The organism is Pseudomonas sp. SF2 (assembly GCF_036858055.1).
Taxonomy (GTDB): Bacteria; Pseudomonadota; Gammaproteobacteria; order Pseudomonadales; family Pseudomonadaceae; genus Aquipseudomonas.
Window position 1 is genome coordinate 147,813 of the sequence record NZ_JAMBDI010000010.1, and the last position, 16,351, is coordinate 164,163.

Below are 16,351 nucleotides of genomic sequence, written 5' to 3' on the forward strand. Positions count from 1 at the left end.
CGGGCAGCCGCATAGGCTGTGGGCGCTGATTGAGGTTGAAGCGGCAGCTTGAGCCGCTCGATGCGCCCAGCGTCTGAGGGGGGGCGTTAGTTGCAGGTCGTGAATGGCTGCTTGGCTGTTGGTTTCCGGTTACGGCCAACTACCTCCGCCCATGGCCGCCAGTTCTTCAGTGGTACCTGGGGCGTAATTTTTGCGGCCAGTGGTGATCACTTGGTCCTACATCAACGGGCTTGGAAGAGGTTAGGGTGCAATATGCAACTTGACGCCAGATTTCATGGTGCGCTATGTCCCGCGCGCTATATTTCGTCTCCCCAAAGCGGCGGAGCGCGCAGGATACAGGCTGACTTTTATCTTGGCGGTTGCGCCCGAGCGAAATGAAAGATCAAGGAGTAACGTGTGCTGCACGCCATAACGCACAATAAATCTCGTGTATATGAGCGCTACCTGGGGCATCGAGATCCTGGTGAAAAGAGAGTCTCGGAGGAAGACGAGATCACCGCTTTAGTCATGGGGCCGTTGGCTTTCCTTCCTGCCGGCGCGATCGGAGCATTCTGGATGGCGCTTGCGAAAAAGGGAAAGCTAGGAGAGTTCCCTGAGGGGCCGGTGACACATGCGGAAATGAGATTTTGGCCCCGAAAAAATCGAGTTGAACCGGACATGTTGGTCGAGCTGTGGTGGTGGACAGAGAAGTGGTCGCTACTGATCGAATTCAAGTGGAGGGCTCCCTTGAGTGGTGAAGACCAACTCCATAAACAATGGAAGAACTTTCTGCCGCCGGATGAGCAGAAACGAGCCTTGCACATCTTCATTGCCCCTGAGACCAGCGCGGGTATTGAGGCAAAAGGCCGAGAGGACATATGGAAAGGCCACCTCCTACTTTTCTCTTGGTACGATGTGTTGAATACTTTGCATGAATTGAAGAGCTCTGAGTTGCTCCTGCGTCGTTGGTCCGAAGAGGTGATTGGATGCCTCGAAAGGCTGGGGATTCGCCCTTTTTGTGGTTTCAAGAAACTAGGCGCGCTGGAATTAGCACCGCAGAGAGCAGAGGTTTTCTGGAGGGGCTTCGATGGTTTTGCTGGTCTGGAAACATCTGAAATTTTCTCAGTGAACGGCTCGCAACAAATATTTTTTTATGCAGCGGGAGGCTGTCATGGCTGATATAGGCAAGACTATTTCCGAGTGTATCTCATTAATTTCCAAAGTCGGTGCAGAGTGTGAGGTCCTCGCTTTGATGTTGAAGCAGGAACTGAATAGCCTGCTGAGCAACGGATCAGTCAGAAAGTACGTTGTAGCAGGGCCATGGGAGGAAGCTTCTTTGACGGACAGTAATCAATGGGTATACACCGACATTGCTTACTCTCTGCCCGTGATCATGAAGCCCAAACGAAAGATTGGCGCGTATCTGAGTTTCCAGATTAGCTTCGTGGGGACTGGTATTGCAGCGTTGGATAACAATCAACCGCTCCTGCACGTAGGCTTCTGGTCTAAGGCCGTGGATTTTGACGAGTGCTGGATGGGGTTCCCCCTAGATGATTCACCGCGAACCCTCGAACACGGTCAGTTGTTCAGATGGACAACGTCCAGTGAAAGCTTGAGCGAGTGGGTCTATAGCCTCCGTCTTGCAGAGATGAATACGATGCAAGATATCCAAGAGAAGATCGTGGTGCCAGTAACGGCGCTTCTTTTGGGTGAAAGCGCCGCGGATGCCTTCGTGGGCACAGCCAAAAGTATTGTCCGCTACTGCGAAATCGAAGGCTCACCAGGACAATATCGCGTGGTGCAGTGAGTAGTTTTTTGGGGGAAAACTACGATTTGCTTGGCGAGTGCTAATTCACCAAAGCCGAGGTTTATAGTCTGTACCTGACGGCTGAATGACCAGGTTGCCTTGGGGGCTGATCCTGATGGGCGCGCAGCAGTGTTCGATGAGATGGCCTATGCCGCACGCCGGCGGCGAGAGGTCGATGACGGCGACCTGGTCGACATGCTGGAGATAGTCGAGTTGGCCAGGCTGTGGGCGCTTGATGAATTTGAGAGGAATGGGGAGTAGGTCGGCAGAGCGCCGGAGGAATGCGGAAATCGATTCCAAAACTGAAATGGCGACCCTTGCAGTATGCGGCCTGTAGCCGTACCGTTTCGTCTTTGTTTTGGAATCGATTTGCTTTGCAGGATCCATGAATTGGGGGTTTATCACACGGTCTTGAAAACCGTTCAGCAGAACCTGCGCCTGGGCCGCACCTGTTGGGCGGCTCGATTGCCCTATGCGAACGGCTGCTTTCGAGCCACTGCAGACATAGCGTTTTTCGCTGACTTGGACAACTCAGCAGGTCTAAACCCATCAGAGCCAACAATCCTTGAGATTCCTCCTTGCCATTGGCATACCCCACCGTCAGGATGGATGCTTTATCAGGCTTAAGGAGAGAGCCGTGTTTCCAATGAATGTGTGGTTTGCCTACACTGCTGCCTGCGTGCTGTTGGTATTGGCGCCGGGCCCTGACAACCTGTTGGCCATTGGCCGTGGTCTCAGCCAGGGCAAAGTCGCAGCGGCCGTATCCGGCATGGCGTCAGGCGCGGGCATTCTGTTTCACGTCGCAGCCGCTTCGTTAGGATTGACCCTTCTGATGCAGACCTCGGTGGTCGCTTTCTGGGTGATCAAACTCATTGGTGCTGGCTATCTGCTCTGGCTCGGCATCAAGGTCTTGCGCGCACGCAGTTTGATCAGCTTTCAGCCGGCGTCCCGGCAATCGTTGTCCAGCATTTTTCTAACCGGTCTGCTTTCGGCTGTGCTCAACCCGAAACCAGGCTTGTTCGTGTTGGCATTCATTCCCCAATTTGTCGATCCGGCTCGTGGATCGGTCAGCGTGCAGATGATGGTTTACGGGGTGTGGTTTGCTGTACTCACAGCTTTCGGTTTTGCCTTGATGGGCATTTTCGCCACGGTGTTATCTCGCTACCTGTACCAGCGGCCGCGGCTGGTAAATGGGCTAAATGTGGGCGCTGGCCTCACCTTTGTCGCATCTGGTGTTTCGATTGCGGCTTTGAGTCAAAGGTAGTGGGTGAGGAAAAGCGGCGGGGCTTCGGATGAGCCCCGCGTTGTCATCAAGATGCTGAAGGTTCATTGGCCAGCTTCGCATGGGTGGCCAGTTCTTCAGTGATGAAGGCCGAAATCATTGCCCGGTAGACCTGCTCCACGACCTCAGCCGAGGCACCAGTTTCGTCAGCCATTTCACGAACCTTCCTTATCACTTGCTCAACCCGAGCAGGCGCACGCACATCATCGGTGGTTTTCTTGAAGGCAGCTGCTTGCGTCACAAGCCGGCCCCGTTTGGCGAGAAGCGAAACGAGGTTGCGGTCGATTTCATCGATCCCTTGGCGGACTTCGTCCAGAGAGGTGCAAAGTACATCCATTTGCTTGACTTCCTTTTCATGAGCCTGCGCTTTATTAGGGCAGGCAGTTGCTGGTGATTTGGTGCTGTATTGTAGCCTCTGGTGAATGTCCGCAATGGGTCGAAAGCGGACAGTCAACGGCGGCTACCAAGTGATACCAATTTTGATACCACTAACGGGGAAATGAGGGGGCAGGAGGGGTGTTTTGCCGAATAAACTCAACCCCTTAGCACCGCCAGACACCCCTAGGAAACTGCATGGTAATGTGGCAATAGAGATCTATTTAGTACCGATCATGGCCGAGCCTATACCGGAGCTAGAGGAATGATCCGTCCGGCCGATACAGGATTTCGAAGTTGGAGCTCGAATAGGGATAGATGATGCTTGACAAGGATAGGTACGATTTAGTGTGCACAAGCGCAGCTGATCTTGGAGAGGCTCAGCGGCCGCGCCTGAACAGCGTGGTGATCGATGCGCTTGGCGCATCCGTTGGCGAAATGTTTCCTGGCTTTGCCGAGGCCTTTCCTCGTACCGGTGCGGCGATCGAGCGTGAGTATGCGGTGCCGATAGTGATGTTCAGGCTGTTTGAAGGTACTTGGATGGCCTCGCTGGCGGCTGAAGGGCGGGAGTTGAACCTGTTCTTCGACATCGTGCCCGTTATACTTGAAACAGAGGGTCCTGCATTCGAACGAGACTGTGCGATGCTGCCGCCCCGCTGGAAGGAACTGTATCGCTATTTCTGGTCTTTTATGCTGACCGAGGATTCCTATCTGTCCATCGATTGGACCAACACCCCGTTTTCCTACGGCGGACGTCTGTCAATCGAACGCTATCGAGTGCTACGTGGGGTTAAGAAGGCCGTTATCAGGGATTTCGTCAAAGGCATCCAGGCGAGTTCCGAGCACTACCTGCGTTGCTGGCTGCTGACTGATGCGGGCGATGCCCTGTTTCTTGACGAAGGCAAGTGCGATGGGAAGGTCTATCACGTTAAGAACGATGACTTTGCCGATTACCGTTTGCTCGAAGATCCGGAGACGGTACTGGACAACTACCTGGCGCACTACGTGACGACGCATTCACCAGAAGGGTTTGACTTCAGGACGTAAAGGGGTTGGGAGTAGGTCGGCAGAGCGCCGGAGGAGAGCGAAAATCAGTTCCAAAACTGAAACGCCGGCCCTTGTAGAATGCGGGTTGCAGACTGGCAAATACTGATTCGTTTTGGAACTGGTTTTAGCGCCAAAGGCCCATGAGACGGCGAGTCTTCTATCGGATTGCAAATCCGTCTACGCCGGTTCGATTCCGACCTCGGCCTTCACCATTCAAAACCCCGCAGACTAACGTCTGCGGTTTTTTTGTTATGGGTGTTGCTCGAAGGTAAAAACACCTGGCGTGTGAGCGGTGGCGATCACTCGGCGCCTTTCAACACTGAAGCGGGTGAATCAGCTCGGCGCCCTGGTTGCGCACATTCCCCACGGCTGTGCTCACCCGATACCACTCGAAGGCTTCGACCGGCTCTCCCAGGCTGAGCACCAGTTGCTCTGCGTGCTCGCTCGGCATTTCCGCCGCGATCCATTCATATGCCAGCTCAGGTGACAGCACCACAGGCCGGCGGTCGTGAACATCGACCATCCCGCCTTGGGCATCGGCGGTAATGATGACGAACCCGTCGTGCTCGCTTCCAGTGAACTGGCCGATCGAGGCGCACAGGGCAGGGCGCCCATCCCGGCGGCGGATGTAGTACGGTTGCTTCTTCGGCCTGCCTTCATCAACCCATTCGTACCAGCCGTCGATGGGCGTGATGGCCCGGTGCGGCCAGATCGCCCGGAAGAACGGGCCGTGCGCAACTTTTTCGACTCGGGCATTGATCGGCGCAGCACGATCGGTTGCCCAATGCGGCCGCCAGCCCCACCGCACCAGGTCCGCCCTCGGGCCTGCATCATCCACACGCAGCACTGCTACCGGCGTGGTCGGCGCGACATTGTACCGGCCAAGCGGCTGGTCACCGACGTTGTTCCTCCAGGCCTCTGGCAGGCTCAGGGTTTCAACGAAGTCATGTATGCCACGGTATTGGCTCAACCTTCCACACATACGCCCTCCAACCTGAAGGATAGCCGCTGCCTCGTCGTGGTGACGCGCACTTGTGTTCTGCCTGCCGTAACCACTGCCGGAGGCTGCGCTGGGCATCGAATGCGCCGAGATGTCTGGCTTCCTGGCTTGCTGAAACGTTTCTTCGCGTTTATAAAAAGGCACAACTCCAAGAAAGGCTACTGCCATGTCCCTCCTCAAGCTGTTCATTGCTCTCGGCGCCCTGTCCGCAACCTCTCATGCCCTGGCCTGGGATTACGTTCTACTCGATACCGACAAAGCCGCCCAGAACTGGCAGATCACCAGCCAGCAACTTGGCGTAAAAACCGACAAGCCCTTCAGCGTTACCCTGCGCACCTTGCACGGAGGTCGGCAGGAGGGGGTCAGCATTGTCGACATCGATAACGGAACGATGAAACTCTCCGTAGTGCCGACCCGCGGTATGAACATCTTGCAGGCGTCGGTCGGTAATGTGCGCATGGGCTGGGATTCGCCAGTCAAGGAAGTGGTCAACCCGTCCTTCATCGAACTCAATGGGCGTAATGGTCTGGGCTGGCTGGAGGGTTTCAACGAACTGGTCACCCGCTGCGGTTACGAATGGGTCGGGCACCCCGGCATCGACAACGGCGAACTGCTGACCCTGCACGGTCGGGCCGCCAATATTCCTGCGAGCAAAGTCACCCTGCACATTGATGAGAAACCACCGTACGCCATCACCTTGCGCGGCGAACTGAAAGAGCAGGCGTTCAAGAAAGTCGACTTCTCCGTTATGACCGAAGTGGTCACCGAACCCGGCAGCGCGGTGTTCGTCCTCAATGACACCCTGACCAACAACGGCGACTATCCGAAGGAATACCAGGCGCTGTATCACAGTAACTTCAGCACCCCGTTCCTGGAGCAGGGCGCTCGTTTCGTCGCGCCGGTGAAACAGGTCTCGCCGTTCAACGACAAGGCCAGGGGCGATCTGCCCGATTGGCAAACCTACCGTGCGCCCACCAAGGACTATGACGAAACGGTTTACAACGTGGTGCCGTATGCTGATGGCCAAGGCAATACGTTGGCTGTGTTGCACAACAAGGCTGGCAGTCTGGGCGTTTCGGTCGGCTTCAATATTCGGACGCTGCCTGTATTCTCCCTGTGGAAAAATACCGATACCCAAGGCCAGGGCTATGTCACGGGGCTGGAGCCAGGGACGAGTTTTTCCTACAACCGCCGTTACCAGCGGCCACTGAACCTGGTGCCGACAATCGGACCGAAGGAGCGCAGGCAGTTCCACATCAGCTACAGCTTCTTGCCGGACAAGGTGGCGGTGGACAAGGCCCTGAAGCAGGTGAGCGAGATTCAGGGTGGGCGCGAAACCGAAGTGCGGCAGATGCCATTGGTTGATCTGACCAAAGGGTAGTGCTGGCCAGAGCATGTCGGCCGATGTTGCAAAGCATCGGCCAGATATTCACGTGTGATCCCGTCGACTTATTCAAGGTTTATCAAGTTGCTGGCTTCTGGCCGTTGCCTTCTTAGGGGCGTCTTACCGTTCGACAGACGACCGAACCGCATCTAAGCTGTCCTTCCTCGGAAAGAGGCGTATTCATGTCGGCAGCCGAGCTGCCTGATTGGAGAGGTTGTGATCGCGTACGGTTCGTTTCGTTAAAATTGATTGGCGCAAGAAAAAATGAAAAACAGAAAATTGTTCATCGCCTTGCTTGGATTCTGCGCAGCAACCCAAGCGCAGCATTCATTGGCGGAAAATATCAATGGAAAGAAACTCTACATGCAGAGATGCTCGGTTTGTCATGGCGCGGATATCAAAGGAACAGGGCCGCTGGCAAGGAAAAGCAATCCTCCGACGCCAGACCTTACGACGTTGAGTTTCAGGAAGCGATTAGCCGATTATCCCGGAGTAATTGTATCTTCGATAGTGCTTCGCCCAAATGGAAGTTTGATTCTAGACACATTAAAAGAAAACAATGTCAAGATTCCGCCTCACTCTTGGAGTGTTCAGGATCTGCGAGATGTTAACCAATACATGAGCAGCTTGATTTCAAAAGCTCAGTGAGCAAGTGTTAATGAAGGATCGGGGTCAATTAAGAGACTCCGCTAAGATCTCTCAACGACTTCAGGAGTAGAGCTTCACAAAAATAATCCCGGGATTGCCTCATCCAGATTCTCGACATAACTGCTCTCAATGAAACCGAACTTTCCGAGTGGTTTTTGCAACGGATCATTTAAGGCATTTGTCTATGTGAATAACTTTACGGCTCCGCACTGAGATTCCAGTGTACGGAGGATCGCGGAGCCGACGCCGTGACGGCGCTGTGAGTTTCTCACCATGATGAGCCGGATGAATGCGTGTCCAAAGAGCGAAAAGTTAAGTACACTATACCCCAGCAACATCGACGCATTGCGAGCTTCCACTGCGATCCTGGATCGCTTGTGCAATTCCCTGGCAATTCCCAGGCAGTCCTCTGGAATGTTGCCCCGGTCGGCCGGATCAGCCGACTGTCTCTTCATCCGCGAACAAGGAGGTGCCCCATGACCCAGTTTCCAATGATGTGTCCGTCAATGAACCGTCAACGAAATTCTGGAGGGGCCCTTGCTGCCCCGCGGAGAATCCAACATGTCCACTCTTTGCCCACCGGTGCTTCTTGTTGCCCTCAGCTCGCCTGAGGAGGAAGCCCACTGCCGCACTCTGCGTGTACGCGACGACCAATCTGACTTTATCGCCAGTAACGCCGAATCACTGGAACAGGCTGCCGATAGCCCCTGGTGTGAACCCTTGGCCGTGCGTGCCATGCAGACCGGTGAAATGGTCGGTTTCCTGATGCATGCCCTCGATCCGGATGAGAACAGCCGCTGGATCTATCGCCTGATGATCGACCACCGCCACCAGGGCCGCGGTTATGGGCGCGCCGCCCTGCGCGCGCTGCTGGCATACCTGCAACCGTTGCCAGGTGGTCCCGGTGTTGCCCTTGGCGTCGCCCCGGAGAACATCGGGGCAAAACATCTCTATGCCTCCGAAGGCTTTGTCGAGACCGGCGAAGTCATCGATGGCGAGCTGATCATGCGACGGATGTCGGCATGATCGAAGGCGGGGGCGCCCAGGCGTCCCCGTCGCTCCGCCCATTCAGGCTAGCCTTCCGGCGGGCATATCCCGCAAACGAATTCATCCGATCCCAGGCGATGCGAGCCGAACTCCACAACGTAGCCAGCACCGCGGCGCTGCGCCTCGGCCCTGGCAGTCTTCTGGTCGGCATAGACATCGACGAAATGCCAGGGATGCCGATCTCTCAGCACGCCCCATCCGAGCACCCAGCCGTCCCTGGCCGGGTCGGGTGGCAGGTTTTTCGCCAAGCTGCGGATGCTCATACATTCACCTCGATGTGCTAGCCAGCCTTCTACTCTGAAGCGAACTGAATCACCATCCGCCCTTTGATCTTGCCCTCCAGCATCTCCTCGAAGATCTGGTTGATATCCTCGATCGGCCGCAGGGCCACCTTCGGCACCACTTTCCCTTCTGCCGCAAACTGGAAAGCTTCCTGCAGATCCTGGCGGGTGCCGACCAGCGAGCCGATCACTTCGATACCGTCCAGTACCAGGCGAGGGATATTCAGGTTCATGGCTTCCGATGGTAGCCCGATAGCAACCAGCCGCCCCCCGGCGCGCAGGGCGTCGACGGCCGAGTTGAACGCAGCCTTGGCTACGGCGGTAACCACGGCGGCATGGGCGCCACCAGTCTTGGCCTGGATAACCTTGGCGGCATCCTCGGTGCGTGAATTGATGACAAGGTCGGCGCCCATCTCGCTGGCGAAGCGCAGTTGCTCTTCGTTGACATCGATGGCGATCACTTTGGCGTTGAAGACGTTCCTGGCATATTGCAGAGCCAGGTTGCCCAGGCCGCCAAGGCCGTAGATGGCGATCCACTGGCCGGGGCGGATGTTGGAGATCTTCACCGCCTTGTAGGTGGTCACGCCGGCGCAGGTAATGCTGCTGGCAGCAGCGGAGTCGAGCCCGTCGGGCACTTTGACCGAGTAGTCGGCCTTGACGATGCAGGCTTCGGCCATGCCGCCGTCCACGGTGTAGCCGGAGTTCTTCACTTCGCGGCACAGGGTTTCGTTGCCGCTGGTGCAATACTCGCAATGCCCGCAGCCCTGGTAGAACCAGGCCACGCTGGCGCGATCACCCGGCTTGAGCGAGGTGACGCCTGGCCCTACTTCCTGGACCACGCCGATGCCTTCGTGGCCTAGCACTACGCCGGTCTTGTCACCGAAGTCGCCATTTTTCACATGCAGGTCGGTGTGGCACACACCGCAGCACTGCATCTTCAGCAGCGCTTCACCGTGCTCGAGGGGGCGCAGGGTTTTCTCCACCACAGCCACGCGACGGCCTGGTGCAACAACAGCAGCTTTCATAGGAGCCTCCGTGTCTATCCGAGTGAGCTTGGGTTATCGCCGGGTTAGCATAGCCCTTGCCTGGAGGGGCAAAACTGCTTCAGGTCATGCTCTGGGGGGGTAACCGCCTTGTACTCATTTACCGGCCTTGCGCTCCCACAAGTGCCCTGCGTATGACGGCTGCCAGAGACTAGGCACAAAAAGAAAAGCCCGCGGCAATAATGCGGCGGGCTGCAAGAACATACGGAGCAGGGTCAGTGTGCCCACACGGATGTCAGTGTTTCGTGAAGGTCAGGTCATGAGCGTGTCATGGTCCGGTAATTGCGGTGCCGGGCGCTGCTGTTCAGGGCCTGGTACAGGGGCTTCTTCCACTCGCAGCGGGCAATATGCACGCAGTTCAATATGATTTGCCAAGGCTGGACAAAGGAAATACCAAGGGACAAAAAAAGCCCGCCATGGAAGGCGGGCAAGCAACGTTTGAAGGGAGAGCCTGCATGCTGGACCCGGCCGGTTAACCGAGCATTAAGCGGTAGCGCATTGACCTGCACGGCCGATCGGCCTATACAGGCCTGCCTTTAGCCCAGGAGCCAACATGCACGACGAAGACGACCTGCACGAACCCGAGCACGATCACCTGCTTGACCATGAATTCCTCTACGACGATGTGGAGCCGGAAGCGGATGCCCAAGGCGCCGAGGACGAGGTGGAGGAAGACGAGGAAACGCTGGATGACCTCGATGACGAGGAACGCGATCACCCAGCCTGGTTCGACGATTGCGAAGACGACTGACTCAGCGCCCGTCTACCGAAAAACGCCCAGGGCCGCTCACTGCCAGCAACAGCAGGCCACCCATGATGCTGAGGTTTTTCAGGAACTGGGTCATGTTGGCGCTGCGCTCAGGGTCGACCATGCTCCAGAACGGGTGGCCCAGCAGCGCCGTGCCCAGCACGAACAGCGCAAACAGGAAGGCCAGCGGCCGGGTGTAGAAACCGAGGATCAGCAGGATGCCGACGACGAACTCCATGAGCACGGCAACTGCCGCTGCCAGCATCGGGGCAGGGGCGCCCAGTGAGGTCATGTAGCCGACCGTGCCTTCGAACCCGGTCAGCTTGCCCCAGCCAGACAAGACGAACAGGATCATCAGCAGCAGGCGGGCAATCAGGATAATGATGTCGCGTTGACCATCGAACAGGGAGTAGCGCATGGCGGCGTTCCAGTGGACGGGTACAAGGTCCACTCTAGCAGCTGCGCCCAGGATTGCTGGCAGACAGCAAAAAGGCGCCGCAAGGGCGCCTTTTCAAGGAAGTTTGGTGCGAGTGGCGGGACTCGAACCCGCAAGGCTCACGCCGACAGATTTTAAGTCTGCTGTGTATACCAATTCCACCACACTCGCACGCTTGAAGGGGTCGCAACGACCAGCTCGCTTCTAAGCAGAAGGGCTTTGCAATCAAGCGCGCTTTATAACCCATTGTTATAGTTGAGTCAACCGCAGCACCTATGATCAACAGAATGAAGGGTCGATCGTATGGGCAATTGACACCTTGCTGTCATTACGCCACTGTTGCCCTCATTATTGGATCCAGGAGTGTGCGGTAATGACCCAGTCCGCTACTTCCGGGCGTATCGTGCGCCCACGGCTGTTCTGGCGACTACTGTTCGCGCAGGTGGTCGTGTTGGGGGCATTTCTCTACCTCAGCCTGATCAGCCTGGGCGGTTACCTGCTGATGCTGGGGTTCGATGCCGAACACCCTCAACCGCAGCGGTTGATGGCCCTGGCCGGTGGCGGGCTTATCCTGCTGGTCGGCTTGTGGCTGCTGAAAGTGGCGATGCCGCGACACATAAGCCCGGTGCTGGTTGAAACTGAGCGTTGAACCTGGCCAGCCACACGGGGTCCATCACGCAGGGCTAACCACGCGAGCGCTCACAGGCGAGCGCGTTCGGCCAGGCCTATTTTCCCTCCTGCTGTTGTGCCGGTGGAGCTCGCATGGTTTCAGCTGACTGCCTCGACCACCCCGTCATGCCTGCCCACCGCTATGAGCAGTTGGTGCAGTCGGTGGTGGATTACGCTATCTACATGCTCGACCCGTCCGGCCATGTGGTGTCGTGGAATGCAGGCGCGCAACGCATCAAGGGTTACCGTGCCGATGAAGTGATCGGCCAGCATTTCTCATTGTTCTTCACCCCGCAGGATTGCACTGAGGGCCGCCCGGAGCGCTTGCTGCGTCAGGCGCTGGAGCAGGGCGTGGCGCAGGACGAAGGCTGGCGCGTTCGCAAGGATGGCACGCAGTTCTGGGCCTTGGCCGCGCTGGATGTGATTCGCGATGACCATGGCCAGGTCGTCGGCCTGGCCAAGGTGACCCGGGACATCACCGACCGTCGCGAATCGGCGCTGCAGCTGGACGCGGTGCGCGCCCAGCTGTTCCAGGCACAGAAGCTGGAGGCCCTCGGCCAGTTGACCGGTGGCCTGGCGCATGACTTCAACAACATGCTGACCATCATCATCAGTTCGGCGCGCCTGGCGCTGGCCACCCAGGACCCGGCACGCGCCCAGCGCATGCTGCAGCACATTCTCGATGCCGGGCAGCGGGGCACCGAACTGACCAAGCAGTTGCTCAGCTTTGCTCGCCACCGCAAGCTTGATGTGGCCTGCGTCGCCCCGGCGAACCTTGTTGCCGCCACCCGTGGTCTACTGGAGCATGCGCTGCCTGGTTCGATTGACCTGAAGGTACTGTTGCAACCGGACCTGCCCCTGATCCAGGTGGATGCCGGGCAATTGCAGATGGTGCTGCTCAATCTGTTGTTCAATGCCCGCGATGCCATCACAGGGCAGGGCCGGATCGTCCTGACGGTCGACGTGGTCGAACTGGCCGGCGAAGTGGAAGGGCTGCACGGCGGGTTTGTGCGTTTCGAGGTGGAAGACAGCGGCGAAGGTATCGCGCCAGCGGTACTGCCGCGGATCTTCGAGCCGTTTTTCACCACCAAGCCCTTCGGCAAGGGGACTGGCCTGGGCCTTAGCCAGGTGTATGGTTTTGCCAGGCAGAGCGGTGGCGCCATTTGCGTCGACAGTGAGCCCGGCCGGGGAACTTGCATGCAGCTTTACTTGCCAATCTATCAGGACCAGACGGACAGCCAACTCGACAGGTAGACACCATGGCACAGGCACTCAGGCGGCTGGTGACGGGGATCGAAGGGCTCGATGCGTTGCTCCAGGGTGGCCTGGTGGCTGGCGCGTCCTACATCATCCAGGGCCCGCCGGGGGCCGGCAAGACCATACTTGCCAACCAGCTGGCCTGCGGGCATGTGCGCAACGGTGGCCGGGTGCTGGTGGCTACCTTGCTGAGCGAGTCGCACGAGCGGCTGTTCCAGTACCTGGCGACCTTGGAGTTCTTCGACCCGGTGCTGGTCGGCGACCCGATCCAGTTCGTCAGTGCCTTTGACACCCTGGAGCAGGAAGGCCTGGACGCGGTGGTACGGTTGCTGCGCCAGGAAATCGCCCGGCAGCAGGCCAGCCTGCTGATCGTCGATGGCGTGCTCAATGCCCGGGTGCGTGCGGAAACCGCGCTGGACACCAAGAAATTCGTCTCCGAACTGCAGGGCCATGCGGCCTTTGCCGGTTGCACCGTGCTGCTGTTGACCAGCGCCAGGCTGGAAGAGGGCAGCCCGGAGCACACCATGGTCGACGGCGTGATCGAGCTGGGCGAGCAATTGTTCGGCAGCCGCGCCGTGCGCCATATCCAGCTGCGCAAGACGCGGGGCAGTGCGGCGTTGTCGGGGCGCCATGAGTGCCTCATCGATGAAGCCGGCATGCACGTCTACCCACGCCTGGAGTCGCTGTTCAGCCACCCCAGCCAGGCGGGCAGTGCCACCCTGGAGCGTATCGGCAGCGGGGTGGAAAGCCTGGATGAAATGCTCGGTGGCGGCCTGGCTACGGGTTCGGTCAGCTTGCTGATCGGGCCCTCGGGTATTGGCAAGACGTCCCTGGGCCTGGCCTTTCTCGGTGCCAGCAGCCCGCAGGCGCCGGGGCTGCATTTCGGCTTTTACGAAACACCGGAACGCTTGCGTATCAAGGCCGTGTCGCTGGGTTACGACTTTGCCGCCATGGAGCAGGGCGGCAGCCTGCAGCTGTGCTGGCAACCGACCACCGAGGGCCTGTTGGACCAGGTCGGTGCGCGCCTGCTCGAACGGGTAGCGGCGCAAGGCAGCAAGCGCGTACTGATCGACAGCCTGGGGGCGTTCAGCCGCCTGGCCACCGACCCGGCGCGGCTCAATGCGTTTTTCCGCGCGCTGGTCGGCGAGCTGCGCGCGCGTGATGTCAGCGTGATGCTCACCTGGGAAATGCGCGACATCTTCGGTGCGGAAATCAGCGCCCCGGCCCCGGACCTGTCGAGTATCGTCGACAACCTGATGCTGATGCGCTTCGTCGAACTGGATTCGCAGCTACGGCGCATGCTGTCGATCCTCAAGGTGCGTGACAGCCACCATGATCCTGCCTTGCACGAGCTGCTGATCGGGCCGCAGGGCATTACCCTGCGCAAGGCGTTCGAAGGCGCCTGCGGTGTGCTTTCGGGAACGCCGGTGCCGCAGGGGAGCGGGTGACGGGGCGGGCCGATGAACACCATCCTGATCGTCGATGACGAGTACCTGATTGCCGACATCCTCGGTTTTGCCCTGGAGGACGAAGGTTTCCTGGTGGAAAAGGCGAGTAACGGCTTCAAGGCGCTGGAGGCGTTGAAGGAAAAGCGCGTTCAGCTGGTCATCACCGACTACATGATGCCGCTGCTCAACGGTGAGGAGCTGGTGCGCTCGATGCGTCAAGACTCGGCCTTGAGCGAGTTGCCGGTCATCCTCATGAGCGGCGCGCAGGCCAACCAGGGATGCCCGGAACTGTTCGCCGCGGTGTTCGACAAACCGTTCGACATGGACTGTATGATCGCCAAGGTGCGCGAACTGCTGGGCACCTGAGGCGCGGGGCGATCAAGCGCGTCCGTGCGGCTTGAGGCAGGTCGCTCAGTGCGAGTCGTCTTGCTTTTCCGGTGCCGGGCTGCCGGCCTGGATACGCTTGAAGATCTCTTCGCGATGGACCTGGACGTCTTTCGGTGCATCGATACCGATCCTCACTTGCATCCCTTTGACGCCCAGAATGGTGACTTTGATGTCATCGTTGATGACGATGCTTTCGCCAACCTTGCGGGTGAGTATCAGCATGTATTTCTCCTTGGTGATGTAAAAGTCCGTCGGGCTAGTTGCCACGGCGGCGGGAGCTTGTCCCTCTTCCTTCTCATTAAAGACGCTTTCGGCAGATAGTAATTCCCCGACAGACAAATTCTGTTGCGTGTCTTCAGTTGCAGGTGCCGAAGCAAACCGCCAGCGGTTTGTCGGCCAAGGTGCTCGATGGCAAGAATAGGGGGCTTGGCGCCCAATGGGAAATTTCTTCGCATCATCGGCTGAATAGACCGAGTTAATGGTCATCCTGTTCCTCAAGTGCCTGAAGAAATAACAGCAAGGCCACTTCCTCTTGGTCCAGGCCTTTGCGTACACGTCTTTTCGGCAAGTTGGCCAGGCGCCCCAAGGCAAAGTGTTCAAGCACAGCCGGGTGGATGTAGCAGCGCCTGCACACCGCTGGCGTATTACCCAGGCGTGTGGCCACCTGGCGAACGATGGCGGTGACCTGGCGTTTGGCTTCGCTCTCGGGCTCCCAGGCCAAGGGCCTGAGCAGCTCCAGCGCCAGCCTGCTACCGGCCCAGGTGCGGTAGTCCTTGGCGGTGAAGTCGGCGCCGGTCAGCTGCCGCAGAAACTGGTTGACCTCGCTGGAGCCGACGCTGTGGCGCTGGCCGTCTTCGTCCAGGTACTGGAACAGCGCCTGCCCGGGCAGTTCCATGCAGCGCTTGAGCAGGTTGGCCAGGCGCCGATCGTTGAGGCTGACGTTGTGCTCGACGCCGCGCTTGCCGCGGAACTGGAAGTGGATGCTGCTTCCCTTCACTTCGACGTGGCGGTTGCGCAGGGTGGTCAGGCCATAGGACTGGTTGTCACGCAGATAGCGCTGGTTGCCGATGCGGATCAAGGTATGGTCCAGCAGGCTGACCACCAGCGCCATCACCTTTTCCCGGTCCAGGCCTGGCCGGGCAAGGTGCGCTTGCAACTGTGCGCGCAGCTTTGGCAGGGCTTGGGCAAACGCCAGCATGCGCCCGTACTTGTGCTGGTCGCGGACTTCGCGCCACTGCGCATGGTAGCGGTATTGCTTGCGGCCACGGGCATCGCGACCCGTCGCTTGCAGGTGGCCCTGCGGGTCAGCGCAGATCCACACATCGGTATAGGCCGGGGGGATCACCAGTGCAGCGATCCGGGCGAGGGTATCGCTGTCGCGCACCCGCTGGCCGTTTGCATCCAGGTAGATGAAACGGCCACGCCAGCGCCGCCGGGTCAGGCCCGGCTGGTTGTCATCCACGTAGTGCAGGGTGCGCGGCAGGGGACAGTCGAGCATGGCTGGCAGACCTCG

Annotated in this window: 20 protein-coding genes and 1 tRNA gene; 12 read left to right on the forward strand and 9 right to left on the reverse strand. The window is 58.5% G+C overall.

Going from position 1 to position 16,351, the window contains the following annotated elements; genetic code table 11:
* Positions 1-396: 396 nt before the first annotated feature.
* From M2S36_RS07735 to M2S36_RS07745, 3 genes are all read left to right on the forward strand, one after another.
* The gene (locus tag M2S36_RS07735; RefSeq protein WP_333956925.1) at positions 397-1,158 is read left to right on the forward strand and encodes a hypothetical protein; all 762 of its coding nucleotides are present in this window, start codon (positions 397-399) and stop codon (positions 1,156-1,158) included.
* Positions 1,151-1,786 (forward strand): hypothetical protein, encoded by a 636-nt coding sequence (locus tag M2S36_RS07740; protein ID WP_333956926.1) that lies wholly within the window; start codon positions 1,151-1,153, stop codon positions 1,784-1,786. The genes M2S36_RS07735 and M2S36_RS07740 overlap by 8 nt, the downstream gene beginning before the upstream one ends.
* 646 nt (positions 1,787-2,432) lie before the next feature.
* Positions 2,433-3,050 carry a LysE family translocator gene (locus tag M2S36_RS07745; protein ID WP_267955790.1) on the forward strand — a complete coding sequence of 206 codons (618 nt, stop codon included), beginning with the start codon at positions 2,433-2,435 and terminating at the stop codon, positions 3,048-3,050.
* A 46-nt stretch (positions 3,051-3,096) separates the two neighbouring features.
* Here M2S36_RS07745 and M2S36_RS07750 read toward each other — a convergent pair whose 3' ends face one another.
* Positions 3,097-3,405, reverse strand: a complete 309-nt coding sequence (locus tag M2S36_RS07750; protein WP_207831231.1) for a chorismate mutase — start codon at positions 3,403-3,405, stop codon at positions 3,097-3,099.
* 359 nt (positions 3,406-3,764) lie between these two features.
* Between M2S36_RS07750 and M2S36_RS07755 the strand changes: the two genes are divergently transcribed.
* On the forward strand, positions 3,765-4,490 hold the full coding sequence (locus M2S36_RS07755; protein ID WP_333956927.1) for a hypothetical protein: 726 nt from the start codon (positions 3,765-3,767) through the stop codon (positions 4,488-4,490).
* A gap of 313 nt (positions 4,491-4,803) precedes the next feature.
* On the opposite strand, the gene M2S36_RS07760 is transcribed toward M2S36_RS07755, so the two are convergent.
* On the reverse strand, positions 4,804-5,472 hold the full coding sequence (locus M2S36_RS07760) for an SOS response-associated peptidase (protein ID WP_233686988.1): 669 nt from the start codon (positions 5,470-5,472) through the stop codon (positions 4,804-4,806).
* Positions 5,473-5,656: 184 nt separating this feature from the next.
* Here M2S36_RS07760 and M2S36_RS07765 point away from each other — a divergent pair, with 184 nt between their 5' ends.
* A complete protein-coding gene (locus M2S36_RS07765; RefSeq protein WP_333956928.1) occupies positions 5,657-6,871 on the forward strand; it encodes an aldose 1-epimerase family protein in 1,215 nt (404 codons plus the stop codon).
* A 267-nt stretch (positions 6,872-7,138) separates the two neighbouring features.
* Entirely contained in the window at positions 7,139-7,522 is a 384-nt protein-coding gene (locus M2S36_RS07770) for a c-type cytochrome (protein WP_333956929.1), read from the forward strand.
* Between the two features lie 182 nt (positions 7,523-7,704).
* On the opposite strand, the gene M2S36_RS25075 is transcribed toward M2S36_RS07770, so the two are convergent.
* Positions 7,705-7,977: a GNAT family N-acetyltransferase gene (locus tag M2S36_RS25075; RefSeq protein ID WP_416775311.1), complete on the reverse strand. Its 273-nt coding sequence runs from the start codon at positions 7,975-7,977 to the stop codon at positions 7,705-7,707.
* 106 nt (positions 7,978-8,083) lie between these two features.
* Between M2S36_RS25075 and M2S36_RS07775 the strand changes: the two genes are divergently transcribed.
* Complete coding sequence (locus M2S36_RS07775; protein ID WP_233686869.1) at positions 8,084-8,548, forward strand: GNAT family N-acetyltransferase; 465 nt, start codon at positions 8,084-8,086, stop codon at positions 8,546-8,548.
* A gap of 47 nt (positions 8,549-8,595) precedes the next feature.
* Here the strand turns inward: M2S36_RS07775 and M2S36_RS07780 are convergent, their stop codons facing one another.
* On the reverse strand, positions 8,596-8,832 hold the full coding sequence (locus tag M2S36_RS07780) for a hypothetical protein (RefSeq protein ID WP_207831239.1): 237 nt from the start codon (positions 8,830-8,832) through the stop codon (positions 8,596-8,598).
* Positions 8,833-8,861: 29 nt separating this feature from the next.
* Complete coding sequence (adhP, locus tag M2S36_RS07785; RefSeq protein WP_333956930.1) at positions 8,862-9,875, reverse strand: alcohol dehydrogenase AdhP; 1,014 nt, start codon at positions 9,873-9,875, stop codon at positions 8,862-8,864.
* Positions 9,876-10,446: 571 nt separating this feature from the next.
* Here adhP and M2S36_RS07790 point away from each other — a divergent pair.
* The gene (locus M2S36_RS07790) at positions 10,447-10,644 is read left to right on the forward strand and encodes a hypothetical protein (protein WP_207831243.1); all 198 of its coding nucleotides are present in this window, start codon (positions 10,447-10,449) and stop codon (positions 10,642-10,644) included.
* 1 nt (position 10,645) lies between these two features.
* Here M2S36_RS07790 and M2S36_RS07795 read toward each other — a convergent pair whose 3' ends face one another.
* Both M2S36_RS07795 and M2S36_RS07800 read right to left on the reverse strand, forming a co-directional pair.
* Positions 10,646-11,059, reverse strand: coding sequence for a DoxX family protein (locus M2S36_RS07795; protein ID WP_207831245.1), 414 nt, complete (start codon positions 11,057-11,059; stop codon positions 10,646-10,648).
* Positions 11,060-11,163: 104 nt separating this feature from the next.
* A tRNA-Leu gene (locus M2S36_RS07800) sits at positions 11,164-11,248 on the reverse strand.
* A gap of 202 nt (positions 11,249-11,450) precedes the next feature.
* On the opposite strand from M2S36_RS07800, the gene M2S36_RS07805 reads away from it, so the two are divergent.
* The 4 genes from M2S36_RS07805 to M2S36_RS07820 all read left to right on the forward strand — a co-directional run bounded on the left by M2S36_RS07805 (position 11,451) and on the right by M2S36_RS07820 (position 14,817).
* On the forward strand, positions 11,451-11,726 hold the full coding sequence (locus tag M2S36_RS07805) for a hypothetical protein (RefSeq protein WP_233686867.1): 276 nt from the start codon (positions 11,451-11,453) through the stop codon (positions 11,724-11,726).
* A 113-nt stretch (positions 11,727-11,839) separates the two neighbouring features.
* A complete protein-coding gene (locus M2S36_RS07810; RefSeq protein WP_233686866.1) occupies positions 11,840-13,000 on the forward strand; it encodes a two-component system sensor histidine kinase NtrB in 1,161 nt (386 codons plus the stop codon).
* Between the two features lie 5 nt (positions 13,001-13,005).
* A complete protein-coding gene (locus tag M2S36_RS07815) occupies positions 13,006-14,451 on the forward strand; it encodes an ATPase domain-containing protein (protein ID WP_233686865.1) in 1,446 nt (481 codons plus the stop codon).
* A 12-nt stretch (positions 14,452-14,463) separates the two neighbouring features.
* Positions 14,464-14,817, forward strand: a complete 354-nt coding sequence (locus M2S36_RS07820; protein WP_207831253.1) for a response regulator — start codon at positions 14,464-14,466, stop codon at positions 14,815-14,817.
* A 45-nt stretch (positions 14,818-14,862) separates the two neighbouring features.
* Here M2S36_RS07820 and csrA read toward each other — a convergent pair whose 3' ends face one another.
* The gene (gene csrA, locus M2S36_RS07825) at positions 14,863-15,060 is read right to left on the reverse strand and encodes a carbon storage regulator CsrA (protein ID WP_207831303.1); all 198 of its coding nucleotides are present in this window, start codon (positions 15,058-15,060) and stop codon (positions 14,863-14,865) included.
* 253 nt (positions 15,061-15,313) lie between these two features.
* Entirely contained in the window at positions 15,314-16,336 is a 1,023-nt protein-coding gene (locus M2S36_RS07830; protein ID WP_207831254.1) for a DNA topoisomerase IB, read from the reverse strand.
* Between the last annotated feature and the right edge of the window lie 15 nt (positions 16,337-16,351).